The organism is Cryobacterium fucosi, from assembly GCF_004403515.1.
Taxonomy (GTDB): Bacteria; Actinomycetota; Actinomycetes; order Actinomycetales; family Microbacteriaceae; genus Cryobacterium; species Cryobacterium fucosi.
This window is the reverse complement of record NZ_SOHH01000066.1, coordinates 50,801-63,510: the sequence shown is the minus strand read 5'-3', so window position 1 is coordinate 63,510 and position 12,710 is coordinate 50,801. Positions and strand designations below refer to the sequence as shown.

The following is a 12,710-nucleotide window of genomic DNA, read 5'->3' as shown; positions in this document are numbered from 1 at the left end:
AAATTGCATACAATTTCGTCCGATGGGGGATACTGGGCCAACCCGCGTGGACCTCCCTCGTGTGTTGACCCGCAAGAGGACTCGGTGCACGAACTCATCCGCAGGTCGCTGGCGCCGACGATGCGCGCGTGGGCGATGGCCGCCGAGCGGGAGTTCAGCAACATCCCGATGCCCACGGATGCCCCGCAAGCGCACTCAGCCGGCGTCGACTCCGACCGCGTCCTCATCTTCGGCTCCGGGCCGGCGGTCGGCCGTGGCGTGATGAGCCACGACCTCGCCCTGCCCGGGGCGCTGGCGCGCGCGATCTCGGCGCGAACCGGGCGAGGAGTCGACGTCGACGTTGTCGCCCGGCCCCGGATGACGTCGGTCACGGCACTCGCCGAACTCGGCGACCTGAGGCTGACGCGGTTCGACGCGATCGTCGTCACCCTGGGCGTGAACGAGTCTGTCACCCTGGCGTCCGAACGGGTGTGGCGGCTCGAGCTGGGCAGGCTTCTGCACCAGCTGGTCCGGAGTTCCTCGGGCAGCACCCGGGTTTTCGTTGCCGGAGTCCAGCCGATCCGGTCGATACCGATCTTCGACAGCCCGCTCGGCGACGTGGCCAACGGTCACGCCCGTGGGCTCAACCGGTTCACGGCCGCGATCTGCGCCGAGGTCCCGCGCGCCACCTTCGTGCCCTTCGACGGTGCGCCGCCGCCCACCTCTGATCGCTATCGTTCCCCGGAGGTGTACGCCCACTGGGCGGGACTGTTGGCGACATCGATGGTGCCTGAGTTGGAGACGGAGCGTTTTGCGTTCGCCCAGGAGGGCACCCCTCTTGTCCTGAGGGATGCTGCCACCCGCGAGGCCATGCGGCAGCACGCGGTCGACCGGCTCGGCATCCTCGACACGGCGCCGGAGGAACGGTACGACCGCATCGCCGATATCGCCCGGATCCTGTTCGGCACCCGTTCCGCGGCGGTGACCGTGATCGACCGTGACCGGCAATGGCACAAGGCGAGGGTCTCCCTCGACCTCGACGAGGTGCCGCGGAGCAGTTCCTTTTGCACGGTCACGATCCAGGGACCGGAACCGATGGTGGTCGCGGACGCCCTGCTCGACGATCGGTTCCGGGAGAGCCCGCTCGTCGTCGGCGAGCCGCACATCCGGTTCTACGCCGGGTTCCCGATCGAATCCCCGTCGGGGGAGCGGATCGGCGCTCTCTGCGTCTTCGACCCGGAGCCTCGCCCCGACGGAGAGGTGGACCTGGTCCTGCTGCGGGAGCTCGCGCTGATGGTCCAGCGCGAGCTGCAGCATCCGCCGAGCCCCACCTGACGCCGGATCAGGCGGCCGAGCGGAGCCCGGTCCCCGGCAGGTCGGCCTGTCGGCGCGCGGCGTGGGCCGCGCGCGACACGGTGACGGCGGCCACCGCGTTGTCCGGCACCCGGAGGTCCCGGTCGAGAACGGCGCCGGCCGGGACGCGGGCGTTCCGGCCGATTCGGGAATGACTGCCCAGCCGGGCTCCGTTTCCCACCTGCGCGTCCGCGCCCACGTGCACGTTCTGCCCGACGAAGACCTTCGACCCGATGACGGCCCCGTGATCGATCCAGCTCCCCGGTCCGATCCATGACTCGGCGCTGACCTGCGCGCCGCTTTCGACATAGGCCGTGCTCGACACGAACGCGCTCGCGTGCACCCGGGCGGCGGGGGAGACCAGTCCACGCCCGTTGCCGTGGCGCCGGTACTTCTCGATCACTCCGGTGTTGACCTCTACCTCTTCATTCACTCTTTCCACGTGCGACCTCCTTGGTTCGTCGCCGGGCCGTGCCCGTTCTGCTCTGCAGTATGAGCGGGAAACCCGAACACTGACCGCATCAACGCTGTACGCCCGCCGGGAATTCCTCAGGCTGTGCTCCCTGAGCCGCGAATACGGCCTCGGCAGGTCAGGGCGCCGTGACCTCCGGAGTCCGCGACGGGGAAACCGGCTCCGTCTCCGCGGGAGTGACCGACCGCCCGCCCGCGATCGCGGAGACCCCGATCGTGACCAGGGCTCCGAGGATCAGTGCCGCGGCCTCGCCGGGCAGCAGCAGCTTCGACTGGGTTCCGATCGTGACCGCGGCCACCGGCACCCCGAGTTGCGCGGCCGACATCAGGCCGAGAGGCAGCGGCAGCCCGAGGAGGCGCGTGACGGCGTGAGCCAGCATGGCGGCGACCCCCAGCGCCAGGCCGAGCAGGATCATCTGCGGCCGGGTCAGGAGGTCGAGCAGGTTGAGGGAGGCGCCGAGCCAGACGAAGAACAGAGGGCCGAGGAATCCGTCGGCGATGGCGAACAATTGCCTGGCCAATCGTCTCGGTTCGCCGACGGCGGCGACGGCCAGCCCGAACGAGAACCCGGCCAGCATGATCGACACGTGGCTGTAGACGGCCAGTGCCGCCATCGCGAAGAGGATCCCGAGCTGGATGCGCAGTTCCAACGCGAACTTGCGGGACTCCGACAGACGGTGCAGCCGCAGCCGGGCCCCGGTCGACTCCAGTCGGGAGAGCACCAGATACAGCAGCACGGATGCGGCGGCCACCGCGGCCGCGCCGACCGCGGCCCGTCCGGCGTTGGGCGGGTCGATCGCCAGCGGCAGGGCGACGATCGCGGCGATGTCGGCGAGGGCGACCTGCGCGATGACCTCGAGCACAGGGCTCCCCTTCAGCCGCAGGGAGTCGATGATCGGCAGCACCAGGGCGGCCGACGACGAGGCGAGCAGCACGATGTAGAGCGGCGCGTGGTTGATGCCGAAGAGCATGGCGATCCCCGTCCCGAGCCCGGCGGCGAGCAGCGCGGTGACCGTCGCCCTGGCCGCCCCCCTCCCGAGCGCCGAGCGGATCTGACCGTCCCGCACCGGAACGTGGGTTCCGGCGACGAACATCATCAACGCGAATCCCACGTCGGCCAACAGCGTGATCGAGGGGTCGGTCGAGTCCACCAGCCGGAGGCCGCTCTGCCCGACGACGATCCCGGCCAGGAGCTGTCCGAGCATCACCGGCAGGCGCCAGCGGCGGGGAATGGCGAGCAGAGGCCCGAGCAGGGCGACGACGGAGATGATCGCCAGGGTCTGGAACGTCATCTCGGCCCGGTTCCGATGTTCAGAGCGTCAGGTCGGCGAGCCGCACGGGGATGTCGGTGTTCTCGTCGGTCAGGTACGTGGCACACACCCGGTGGTAGCCGTCCGCGATGTGTAGGGGCACCCCGGCGGGCAGATTGCCGCGCACGAGCAGGATCGGCGACAGTCTCACGCCGTCGCGAATCTGTTTCAGGTAGGTGGCCACGTGCGGGTCGGCGGCATCGAGCAGCGGCAGGCCGCTGGCCCGGAGGATGTCCTTGGCCTTCTGGTGCGTGAGCGGGGCCGCTTCAAGCGCGCCGACGGTGGCATCGACGGCGCCGTCATTGACCAGCAGATGCAGGTAGTTCGCCGCCTTCGGGAAGTCTTCGGCGTCGGGCTGGCCGAGCCACTTCACTTTTCTGGACATTCTGACCTCTCCTCGTGTCTCGTCGTTCTGAAGCACGTCCCAGCCCGTTCCGGGTCGAAACCATCTGGTCGATAGCTCGAGCGTAGTGGGACCGGCCGGAATCCGGCCGTCCGCGTTCCCCGAAGGTGGGCTGGCGGGGGAGCGGCTCGAGTGGTTGACTGCGACATGGGCAGACTGCCTGGACAGGCCCGAGGCGGGGGACGCTCAGTGGCGAAGATGACTCGGTGGCCGGCCCACCCGTTCGACGGCTGGGCATCCGCTCCGTTCCGACTCGCGCTGGCGCCGCTGATGCGCGCCTGGGTGATCCTGAACTTCCGCGACCTGGAGAACATCCCCCGGCCCTCGGATGCGCCCCAGGCCCACTCCGCCGGCCTCGACTCCGACCGGGTGCTGCTTTTCGGCAGCGGGCCGCTGGTCGGCTGGGGAGTGCTCAGCCACGACCTGGGCGTACCGGGGGCACTCGCCAGGGCGCTGACCCGGCGGACCGGCCGCGTGGCGGACGTCGACGTCATTGCCGACCCCCAGATGCTCATCGGGTCGGCCGTCGGCGCCCTCGACGGGGCCAGGCTCTGCCGCTACGACGCGATCGTCGTGTTCCTCGGCGTCGGCGACGCCGTCTTCTACACGGCGACGAGCCTGTGGCGGCGCGCCGTTGCCGACCTGCTCGCACGGCTGGAGCGCTCGACCTCCCAGACCACGCAGGTCTACATCGTCGAGGCCTCGGGCATCCGTTCCATTCCGATCTTCGACTCCGTGCTGGGCACGCTCGCCGAGCGGCACGCGCAGCGCCTGAACCGAATCACCCGAGCGGTGTGCGCGCCGATGCAGCGCGCCACTCTGCTGTCGATCGCGCCCGATCTGCCGGAGCGCAGTCAGTACCAGGACTACCGGGCGGCCCCGGTGTACGAGCAGTGGGCCGAGTTGCTGGCCGCCGTCCTGACGCCCGCCCTCGATCCGGCGCTGCATCGGCACGAGAGCGGGGAGGCCGATCCGTCGGAGCCTGACGCACTGCGGAGCGAGGCGAGGCGGCAACGCGCTGTCGATGAACTCGACCGGCCCGACCCGGACTATCAGGCACTCCTCGGCCCGATCGTCGAGCTTGCGCTCACCTCGTTCGGCGCGGACGGGGCATCCTTCAGCATCGTAGGCGCCGAGCGGGTCAGGATGTCGTGCACCGCAGGGCTCGACCGCGGCGAGTTGCCCCGTGCCGACTCATTCTGCACCCTCGTCATCAGGGAATCGGGAGCCACGGTCATCCCCGACGCCCGGGCGGATGAACGATTCCGCACCGGTCCGACTGCCGCAGGCAGGCTGGAGGTTCGGTTCTACGCCGGGTTCCCGATCGAGTCTCCCTCCGGCGAACGGATCGGGGCCCTGTGCGTGTTCGGGGCGGAGCCGCGTGCGGAGGCGGACGTCAACCTGGTTCTGCTTCGCGAACTCGCTCTCACGGTTCAGAGCGAGCTGGCCCGGCAGGCCAGCCACGCCTGATTCACGCGGGTGCCGGTGGCATCCGGCGTTCGCGCACCCCGACCGCGACACAAGTGGGCCCCGTCGGGCTCGAACCGACGACCCAAGGATTAAAAGTCCTTTGCTCTACCAACTGAGCTAGAGGCCCGCGGTTAATAATCTAGCGTGGATTCACGCGCGGGTTTTCTGGGTACCGTTGAACTGCGTCCCGCGAACGTCGGGGCAGCGGTGCCGATCTGAACCGCAGGAGGATGAGATGGCCGACGCTTTTCACAAGCCCACCCAGTTCTCGGGAAGCAAGTTCGAGTCCTTCCAGGGCGGTGACGACCCGGCCTCGATCAGCCGGGTCGCCCACGAGACGGCCCACGCGCTCCTCGCCCGGGTGCGCAACGACCCGGATCCCGCGGTCGTCGACCGGCTGGTCGCCTACACCGACGAGCACGGCATCGACGCCGTCGCCGAACTGTGGGCGAGCGCGACCCCCCGAAGCCTCCCCGGGGCGCTCTGGCGGATCTACCTGGTGCGGCTCCTCATCCGCCAGGACCCGCAGGGCACCGCCCTGCTCTACCAGCGCGGGACCGAGGTCACCGTGGCGATCGACCCGGTTGTGGCCGGCGTCGCGGTCCCGACGGGGCCCGCCGAGATCATCGCCCTGGCCGACCAGATTCTCCGCGGCGTGTTCACCGGTGACTTCGCCGTGGCCCTGGACCGCGCGGCGGCCTTCTGCCGGGTCGTCTCGATCGGCTGCACGAGCGTGGCCGACGACTATGAGAACACCGAGCCCGCGCGTTCCACCGAGCTCACCACCCGCGCCCTCCGCTTCTCCACCACGGCCCAGGAGTTCGGCTCGTGCGCCCGGCTGTGGCGCAGCCAGTCCCTCGACTGATTCGGGTGTGACCGGGTCGGCGGTCTCTGGATGCGGGGAACAAAACATCCGGGGTCGTCGTTTACACTGGATGCTGGTCGGGCCGCAGTAACCCCGGGCTCCAATATTCGCCGCTCCGAGCGGCCTCGCGCCGAGAGGCGTTCTGCGGCCCGGCCTTCACTCCGAGTTCACTTCGCCGTTGATTCGTCTTTCCACCAATCCGAGCCGGGTTCGGCACCGAACCCTAGTCATGGAACGGGAAAAGACCTGACATGCTAGGTCTCATGACTGCTGACTTCGACTTCGACCTTGAGTCGACTGCTCCTGCCTCCAAGGAGGAGCTGCTGGGCCGCGTGGCCCGGGGAGACGAAGCGGCTTTCGGAGACCTGTACGACCAGATGGCCCCTCGGGTGCTCGGTCTGGTCAAACGCCTGTTGGTCGACCACGCGCAGTCGGAAGAAGTGACCCAGGAGATCTTCCTGGAGATCTGGCAGTCGGCGTCGCGGTACGAGGCTCAGCGTGGCGGTGCCTCGACCTGGATCCTGACCATGGCGCACCGGCGTGCGGTCGACCGAATCCGGTCGTCCCAGGCCGGCCGCGACCGGGACACGAAGATCGGCATCCGCGATCTCGCGGTGGAGTACGACAACGTGTCCGAAACCGTCGAAACACGAATCGAGCATGAAAGGGTGGAAAAGGCGATGTCCCGATTGACCGAACTGCAACGCCAGGCGATCAGCCTCGCGTACTACGGTGGTCTCAGTCACAGCGAAGTCGCCGAACGCCTGCATATCCCGCTCGGCACCGTGAAGACCCGCCTTCGAGACGGCATGATCCGCCTGAGGGACGAATTGGGCGTGGCATCATGACCGGCTCAGGAAACAACCGCGTCGACAACGGGGGCGAGAACCCCGGCGAACTGTCCGGCGCCTACGCCCTCCACGCGCTCAACCCCGACGAGGCTGCCCGCTACGAGGCCCACCTCGCATCGTCGGAACAGGCCAGGATCGAGGCGGCGGAGCTCAGCGACACCGCCGTGGCCCTCGGTCTGGCCACCGCGCCGGTCCAGCCGTCCGCCGCCGTCAAGGCGTCGCTGATGGCTCGGCTCGCCTCGACCCCGCAACTTCCCCTTCTTCAGGCTCCGGCGGCCGCCCCGGCCGCCTCCGCTGCCGGGCCCGCTTCGGTGCCGCCGGATGCCGTCGAGACCCCTGCCGAGGCATCCGCCGGCTCCGTCACGCCCACGGTGTCGCCCTCACGCGGCACCGCGTCCGAGCGGGCCAGGCAGCGGTGGTTCCGGGGACCGGTCGGCATGCTCGCGGCGGCCGCCGCGGCCGCAGCACTTTTCGTCGGTGGCGCGTTCGCCGGCCAGGCGTTCAACTCCGACCAGTTCCAGCAGCAGCAGGCGGCCGGGCTGGCCCAGATCAACTCGGCGCCGGACTCCAAGCGCGCCTCGACCACCACCGCAGACGGCCACAAGGCCACCCTGGTCTGGTCCGTCGAACGCAAGCTCTCCGCGCTGCTGGTCGACGACCTGCCGGCGCTGCCCTCCGACAAGGATTACCAGCTCTGGTACATCGGCGGAAAAGGACCGGTGTCGGCCGGCACCTTCGATTCCTCCGGCACCGGAACGGTCTGGCGCGTGCTCGATGGCAGCATGACGTTCGGCGACCTCATCGGGGTCACGGTCGAGCCCAAGGGCGGCTCCAGGCAGCCGACGACCGACCCGATTATCGCCATCCAGAGTTCCTGATTCGATCGAAGTAGGCTCGGGGTATGACGCTGCCTTTCACCCTGCTGATCGACCCGGTTCCCGCGGATTCCACCCGTACCGACTTCGCCGAGACCTTCCACGAGATGGAATCGACCGCACCGGCGCTGCGGGTGGGCGAGTTGAGCACCCAGCGCGGCGACGGCATCTTCGAGACCCTCAGCGTGGTGAACGGCCACCCGCAGGAGGTCGAACCGCACATCAGCCGGCTGCGCAACTCAGCCGAGATCTGCGAACTGCCCGTGCCCAACGCCGCACAGTGGCGGGCGGCGATCGCCTATGCCGTCGACCGGATCCCCAGTGAGGGCGAACTCGCGCTCAAGTTCGTGCTCAGCCGCGGCGTCGAGTCAGGGCCGGCCCCGACGGCGTGGCTGCACGCCACGGCTGCCCCCGACTACCGCGCGGTGCGGGAGCGGGGCGTTCGCGTCGTGACCCTCGACCGTGGCTACCCCCGCGGGGTGGCCGAGCAGGCGCCGTGGCTGCTGATGGGCGCGAAGACGCTCAGCTACGCCATCAACATGGCCGCGATCCGCGAGGCCAGGCGTCGCGGCGCCGACGACACGATCTTCACCACCCACGACGGCTACGTGATGGAGGGGCCGACGTCGAGTGTGATCATCCGGTCCGGCGGCGTCTACGTCACCCCGGCGCCGAGCGGCGCCATCCTGCACGGCACGACCCAGCAGAGCGTGTTCGAGTATCTGGAGGGGGCCGGGGAGAAGACCGAGTACCGGGACGTCACGGTCGAGGAACTGAGGCACGCCGGGTCGGTCTGGCTGGTCTCCAGCGTGCGCCTGGCCGTGGCCGTCACAGCAATAGACGACCAGCCGTGCCGGACGGACGTCGACCTGACCCGGTCCCTCAACGCCTACCTCCTCGCCCGCACAGCCTGACCGGCGGGTTAGCCGAAGCGGCCGGAGACGTAGTCCTCGGTGGCCTGGATGCTCGGGTTCGAGAAGATCGTCGTCGTGTCGCTGTACTCGATCAGCCTGCCCGGCTTGCCGGTTCCCGCGATGTTGAAGAACCCGGTGCGGTCCGAGACCCGCGAGGCCTGCTGCATATTGTGCGTGACGATGACGATCGTATAGTCGGCCTTCATCTCCTCGATCAGGTCCTCGATCGCGAGGGTCGAGATCGGGTCGAGCGCCGAGCAGGGCTCGTCCATCAGGATGACGTCGGGCTGCACCGCGATCGCGCGAGCGATGCAGAGGCGCTGCTGCTGCCCGCCGGAGAGGCTGGAGCCGGGCTTGTCCAGGCGGTCCTTGACCTCGTTCCACAGGTTGGCCCCCCGGAGCGACTTCTCGATCAGGTCGTCGGCGTCGGATTTCGCCATCCGGCGGTTGTTCAGCTTCACCCCGGCCAGCACATTGTCGCCGATCGACATGGTCGGAAACGGGTTCGGGCGTTGGAAGACCATGCCCACCTGGCGGCGCACGAGCACCGGGTCGACACCGGGGCCGTAGAGGTTGTTGCCGTCGATGAGCACCTCACCCTTGACGTAGGCGCCCGGGATGACCTCGTGCATACGGTTCAGCGTGCGCAGGAAGGTGGACTTGCCGCACCCGCTCGGCCCGATCAGGGCCGTGACGGTGCGAGGCTCGATCGTCAGCGACACGCCTTCGACAGCCAGAAACTTGCTGTAGTAGACGTTGAGGTCGTTGACTTCAATGCGCTTGGACATGCATTCCTTCGAGTTGGAGGCCAGCGGCCGGGTGGAGCCTATCGGCCGAGCTTGGGGGAGAAGAGTTTGGCGATCAGCCGGGCGAGGGCGTTGAGCACCATCACGATCAGGATCAACGTGAGCGCGCCGGCCCAGGCCCGGTCGAGGTAGGCCTGCGTGTCCGTGCCCTGGTTGGCGTACTGGGTGTACACGAACACCGGCAGGGTCATCATCCGCTCGTTGAACAGGTCGTAATTCATGCTGGCGGTGAAGCCGGAGATGATCAGCAGCGGCGCCGTCTCGCCGATCACGCGGGAGATCGAGATCATGATTCCGGTGACGATCCCGGCCAGGGATGTCGGCAGCACCACCTTGAGGATGGTCAGCCACTTCGGCACGCCGAGCGCGTAGGCGGCCTCGCGCAGCTCGTTAGGCACGAGCTTGAGCATTTCCTCGCTCGAGCGCACGACCACGGGGATCATCAGCACCGACAGGGCGATCGCACCGCCGAACCCGAACCGGATCCCGGGGTCATTGAACAGCAGGGAGAACAGCGCGAAGGCGAACAGGCCGGCCACGATCGACGGGATGCCCGTCATCACGTCGACGAAGAAGGTGATCGCCCGCGCCAGCCGGCCGCGGCCGTACTCGGTCAGGTAGATCGCGGAGAGCAGCCCGATCGGCACGGAGATCAACGTTGCGAGGCCCGTGATGAGCAGGGTGCCGATCACGGCGTGCAGTGCGCCGCCGCCGGGGCCGACGACGTTGCGCTGGGAGGAGGTGAAGAACGTCGGGGTGAGGAAGGCCGGCAGCCCGCTGATGACCGTCGTTGCGACGAGGGAGATCAGGGGGAGCAGAGCGATCACGAACGCGGCGGTGACGAGGGCGGTGACCAGCCGGTCCTTGGCCTTCCGCACGCCCTCGACGAAGAAGGAGAGCAGATAGATCGCAATGCAGTACAGCACGGTGCCGAAGAACAGGGTGCCGGCGACGTTGAAGCTCGTGCTGGCGCCGGAGAGCTGCACGATCAGGAAGACGGCCGCGGTGACCAGCCAGCTCACCAGCAGCACGACCGGCCCGGAGTGCCTGGGCAGCTTGCCGGCGGTGAGCGAGTTGGTGAGGGGCACGGCCACTGTGGTGGTGCTCATCAGTTCGCTCCGGAGAATGCCTTGCGGCGGTTGATGATGACCCGGGCGACCATGTTCACGGCCAGGGTGATCACGAACAGTACGAGGCCGGTGGCGAGGAGGATGTTCACTCCGGTCCCGTGCGCCTCGGGGAAGTTGAGGGCGATGTTCGCGGCGATCGTCGTCGGGTTCTGGGACGTCAGCAGTGCGAAGATGACCTGCGGGCTCGGCGAGAGCACCATGGCGACGGCCATCGTCTCACCGAGGGCGCGGCCGAGGCCGAGCATGGACGCGGAGATGATGCCGGAGCGGCCGAAGGGCAGCACCGCCATCGCGATCATTTCCCAGCGCGTCGCGCCGAGGGCCAGGGAGGCCTCCTCGTAGAGCACCGGGGTCTGCAGGAAGATCTCCCGGCAGATCGCGGTGATGATCGGCAAGACCATCACGGCCAGAACGATCGAGACCGTCAGGATCGTGCGCCCGGTCCCGGAGACGGGGCCGGCGAAGAGGGGGATCCAGCCGAACCATTCGACCAGGCTCGTGTAGAAGGGCTGCAGGAGCGGGGCGAGCACGCCGATGCCCCACAGGCCGAAGACCACCGACGGCACGGCGGCCAGAAGGTCGATGATGTAGCCGAGGCCCTGGGCGAGCTTGCGGGGGGCATAGTGCGAGATGAAGAGGGCGATGCCGATCGCCAGCGGAATGGCGATCAGGAGCGCGAGCAGGGCCGACCAGAGCGTGCCGAAGGCCAGGGGCCAGACGTAGGCCCAGAAGTTGGCGGCGTCGCCCTTGAAGTCGGCCGGTGTGGCGACGAACGCGGGGAGGCTCTGCACGAGCAGGAACGCTGCCACGGCGGCGAGGACGGCGAGGATGAGGCTGCCGGCCACCACGGTTGCGGTCGAGAAGATGCGATCGCCGGCCCGTTGGGGCGCCCGGATGGTGTCACGGGCAACGATGGTGGTCATGCCGGGCGTCTCCCTGGAGTGGTGAGGTGCTGAATTGGGGGGGAGCAGGTTCGAGCCGCTGGCCACAAACCTAAGTGTGCCCGGTCCCGGGGGCGCATGCAATGCGACTCCCGGGCCGGGCAGACTTCACGCGGTGTTACTTGATGGACTCGAGGACCGCGGCGACCTTGTCGGCCAGATCGGCGGACAGCGGCGCTGCGCCACCGGCGGAGGCTGCGACGGACTGGCCGTCGGTGCCTGCCATGTAGCTGACGTAGGCCTTGACGAGCTCACCCTGGGCCGGCTTGGCGTACTCGGTGCAGACCAGCGCGTAGCTCACGAGCACGAGCGGGTAGTGCGTCGGGTCAGTGGTCAGACGGTCGACCTTGATGGCGAGGTCGCTCGCGTCGCGGCCCTCGACGAGAGGCGACTCGGCCACGACGGCGGCGGCGGCCTCGGCCGTGTAACCGACGAACTTGTCGCCGACCTTGATCTTCGCAACGCCGAGCTTGCCGGCCCTGGACGCATCCGCGTAACCGATGGTTCCGGTGCCGTTGGTGACGGCGTCGACGACACCGGAGGTACCCTTGGCGCCCTCACCGGTCTGGTACGGGAAGGGGTCGCCCGGCTTCTCGGTCCACACATCGGGTGCGGTCTGGTTCAGGTAGTCCGAGAAGTTCTTCGTGGTGCCGGAGTCGTCCGAGCGGTGCACGGCGGTGATCGCCGTGGTCGGCAGGGTGGCCTTCGGGTTCAACGCGGCGATCGCCGGGTCGTTCCAGGTGGTGATGTCGCCCTTGAAGATCTTGGCGAGGGTGGGCGAGTCGAGGTTGAGGTCCTTGACGCCCTCGACGTTGAAGATGACGGCGATGGGGGAGATGTAGACCGGGAGGTCGACTGCCTTACCGGTGGGGGCGCAGGCGGCGAACGTGCCGGCCAGCTCCTCGTCCTTCAGGTAGGAGTCGCTGCCGGCGAAGTCGGAGCCGCCCGCGATGAACGTTGCGCGGCCCGCGCCGGAGCCGGACGGGTCGTAGTTGACGGTGACGTCGGGGTTGGCGGTCTGGAACGCTGCGATCCAGGCCTCCTGGGCGGAGCCCTGTGCGGACGAGCCCGCGCCGGTCAGGGTGCCGGTGAGGGCGCTGGCCGTGGCGGCGTCCGAGGCGGCGGGTGCGGCCTCATTCGCGGCACAGGAGGAGAGTGCAAGAGCGGCAACGACGGCGATGACCGCGGGTCGGCCAAAACGCGTGAAATTCACAAGGATCCCTTTCGAGGGTTGACTGCAGAATTACTTGAGTGCAAGGCAGAGGCCGGTGCCGGCCTCGGTGAGACCATATTCGGCATGATTAACGACATTCCCCCCGTGAGGTGAACGGCAGGTTAACGC

13 protein-coding genes and 1 tRNA gene are annotated in these 12,710 nt (G+C 68.5%); 6 read left to right on the top strand and 8 right to left on the bottom strand.

Annotation, left to right across the window (positions count from 1 at the left end):
• Positions 1 to 84: 84 nt before the first annotated feature.
• Complete coding sequence (locus tag E3T48_RS09430; RefSeq protein WP_134523809.1) at positions 85 to 1,314, top strand: GAF domain-containing protein; 1,230 nt, start codon at positions 85 to 87, stop codon at positions 1,312 to 1,314.
• 7 nt (positions 1,315 to 1,321) lie between these two features.
• Here E3T48_RS09430 and E3T48_RS09425 read toward each other — a convergent pair whose 3' ends face one another.
• From E3T48_RS09425 to E3T48_RS09415, 3 genes are all read right to left on the bottom strand, one after another.
• Positions 1,322 to 1,774, bottom strand: a complete 453-nt coding sequence (locus E3T48_RS09425) for a hypothetical protein (protein WP_166789685.1) — start codon at positions 1,772 to 1,774, stop codon at positions 1,322 to 1,324.
• A 148-nt stretch (positions 1,775 to 1,922) separates the two neighbouring features.
• Positions 1,923 to 3,095, bottom strand: coding sequence for a cation:proton antiporter (locus E3T48_RS09420; RefSeq protein WP_134523807.1), 1,173 nt, complete (start codon positions 3,093 to 3,095; stop codon positions 1,923 to 1,925).
• Positions 3,096 to 3,114: 19 nt separating this feature from the next.
• Positions 3,115 to 3,498, bottom strand: a complete 384-nt coding sequence (locus tag E3T48_RS09415) for a hypothetical protein (protein ID WP_134523806.1) — start codon at positions 3,496 to 3,498, stop codon at positions 3,115 to 3,117.
• Between the two features lie 207 nt (positions 3,499 to 3,705).
• On the opposite strand from E3T48_RS09415, the gene E3T48_RS09410 reads away from it, so the two are divergent.
• On the top strand, positions 3,706 to 4,986 hold the full coding sequence (locus tag E3T48_RS09410) for a GAF domain-containing protein (protein ID WP_134523805.1): 1,281 nt from the start codon (positions 3,706 to 3,708) through the stop codon (positions 4,984 to 4,986).
• A 54-nt stretch (positions 4,987 to 5,040) separates the two neighbouring features.
• Here the strand turns inward: E3T48_RS09410 and E3T48_RS09405 are convergent.
• A tRNA-Lys gene (locus E3T48_RS09405) sits at positions 5,041 to 5,113 on the bottom strand.
• A 108-nt stretch (positions 5,114 to 5,221) separates the two neighbouring features.
• Here E3T48_RS09405 and E3T48_RS09400 point away from each other — a divergent pair.
• From E3T48_RS09400 to E3T48_RS09385, 4 genes are all read left to right on the top strand, one after another.
• Positions 5,222 to 5,851, top strand: a complete 630-nt coding sequence (locus tag E3T48_RS09400; RefSeq protein WP_134523804.1) for a DNA-directed RNA polymerase subunit beta — start codon at positions 5,222 to 5,224, stop codon at positions 5,849 to 5,851.
• Between the two features lie 251 nt (positions 5,852 to 6,102).
• Positions 6,103 to 6,699: a sigma-70 family RNA polymerase sigma factor gene (locus E3T48_RS09395; RefSeq protein WP_134523803.1), complete on the top strand. Its 597-nt coding sequence runs from the start codon at positions 6,103 to 6,105 to the stop codon at positions 6,697 to 6,699.
• Positions 6,696 to 7,580: an anti-sigma factor gene (locus E3T48_RS09390; RefSeq protein ID WP_134523802.1), complete on the top strand. Its 885-nt coding sequence runs from the start codon at positions 6,696 to 6,698 to the stop codon at positions 7,578 to 7,580. The genes E3T48_RS09395 and E3T48_RS09390 overlap by 4 nt, the downstream gene beginning before the upstream one ends.
• A 23-nt stretch (positions 7,581 to 7,603) precedes the next feature.
• Complete coding sequence (locus E3T48_RS09385) at positions 7,604 to 8,491, top strand: aminodeoxychorismate lyase (protein WP_134523801.1); 888 nt, start codon at positions 7,604 to 7,606, stop codon at positions 8,489 to 8,491.
• Between the two features lie 8 nt (positions 8,492 to 8,499).
• Here the strand turns inward: E3T48_RS09385 and pstB are convergent, their stop codons facing one another.
• From pstB to pstS, 4 genes are all read right to left on the bottom strand, one after another.
• Positions 8,500 to 9,279: a phosphate ABC transporter ATP-binding protein PstB gene (gene pstB, locus E3T48_RS09380; protein WP_134523800.1), complete on the bottom strand. Its 780-nt coding sequence runs from the start codon at positions 9,277 to 9,279 to the stop codon at positions 8,500 to 8,502.
• Between the two features lie 38 nt (positions 9,280 to 9,317).
• The gene (gene pstA, locus E3T48_RS09375) at positions 9,318 to 10,406 is read right to left on the bottom strand and encodes a phosphate ABC transporter permease PstA (protein ID WP_134523799.1); all 1,089 of its coding nucleotides are present in this window, start codon (positions 10,404 to 10,406) and stop codon (positions 9,318 to 9,320) included.
• Positions 10,406 to 11,350: a phosphate ABC transporter permease subunit PstC gene (pstC, locus tag E3T48_RS09370; RefSeq protein WP_134523798.1), complete on the bottom strand. Its 945-nt coding sequence runs from the start codon at positions 11,348 to 11,350 to the stop codon at positions 10,406 to 10,408. Before pstC ends, pstA begins: the two co-directional genes overlap by 1 nt.
• 136 nt (positions 11,351 to 11,486) lie before the next feature.
• Complete coding sequence (gene pstS, locus E3T48_RS09365) at positions 11,487 to 12,581, bottom strand: phosphate ABC transporter substrate-binding protein PstS (RefSeq protein WP_134523797.1); 1,095 nt, start codon at positions 12,579 to 12,581, stop codon at positions 11,487 to 11,489.
• Positions 12,582 to 12,710: the final 129 nt, after the last annotated feature.

What these genes read in the sequence shown, in the direction of transcription:
- E3T48_RS09420 (WP_134523807.1), bottom strand. Translation starts at nt 3,095, where the DNA reads ATGACGTTCCAGACCCTGGCGATCATCTCCGTCGTCGCCCTGCTCGGG.
- E3T48_RS09415 (WP_134523806.1), bottom strand. Translation starts at nt 3,498, where the DNA reads ATGTCCAGAAAAGTGAAGTGGCTCGGCCAGCCCGACGCCGAAGACTTC.
- E3T48_RS09400 (WP_134523804.1), top strand. Translation starts at nt 5,222, where the DNA reads ATGGCCGACGCTTTTCACAAGCCCACCCAGTTCTCGGGAAGCAAGTTC.
- E3T48_RS09395 (WP_134523803.1), top strand. Translation starts at nt 6,103, where the DNA reads ATGCTAGGTCTCATGACTGCTGACTTCGACTTCGACCTTGAGTCGACT.
- E3T48_RS09390 (WP_134523802.1), top strand. Translation starts at nt 6,696, where the DNA reads ATGACCGGCTCAGGAAACAACCGCGTCGACAACGGGGGCGAGAACCCC.
- E3T48_RS09385 (WP_134523801.1), top strand. Translation starts at nt 7,604, where the DNA reads ATGACGCTGCCTTTCACCCTGCTGATCGACCCGGTTCCCGCGGATTCC.
- pstB (WP_134523800.1), bottom strand. Translation starts at nt 9,279, where the DNA reads ATGTCCAAGCGCATTGAAGTCAACGACCTCAACGTCTACTACAGCAAG.
- pstA (WP_134523799.1), bottom strand. Translation starts at nt 10,406, where the DNA reads ATGAGCACCACCACAGTGGCCGTGCCCCTCACCAACTCGCTCACCGCC.
- pstC (WP_134523798.1), bottom strand. Translation starts at nt 11,350, where the DNA reads ATGACCACCATCGTTGCCCGTGACACCATCCGGGCGCCCCAACGGGCC.